Source organism: Novosphingobium sp. B-7, assembly GCF_000410615.1.
Lineage (GTDB): Bacteria > Pseudomonadota > Alphaproteobacteria > Sphingomonadales > Sphingomonadaceae > Novosphingobium > Novosphingobium capsulatum.
Genome location: NZ_KE148358.1, coordinates 9,934 through 10,169 on the forward strand (window position 1 = coordinate 9,934; position 236 = coordinate 10,169).

General features: G+C 71.6%; 1 pseudogene. It reads left to right on the plus strand.

From position 1 onward, the window contains the following. Positions 1 to 198, plus strand: a pseudogene (locus H926_RS33360) (beta-hexosaminidase); the annotation flags it as partial. Positions 199 to 236 lie beyond the last annotated feature (38 nt).

Genomic DNA, 236 nt, shown 5'->3' on the forward strand with positions numbered 1-236 from the left:
TGTGACATTGCGCTCAATTGCTGGGCCAGGATGCCCGACATGATCGGCATCGCGCAATCCCTGGCGCCGATGAGCGCCCAGACTGCCGCGCGGCTGGACCGCGCCCTGGCGCCTACCGCTGCCGCCGCCGTCCCGCGCGACGTGGCCTTGCAGGCAGAGCTTTTCGCTCGGCGCGACACGCTGCTGGCCCTGGCCTGATCCGGCATGGCCGAGGGGGCAGAGCCGCAGGACGACGC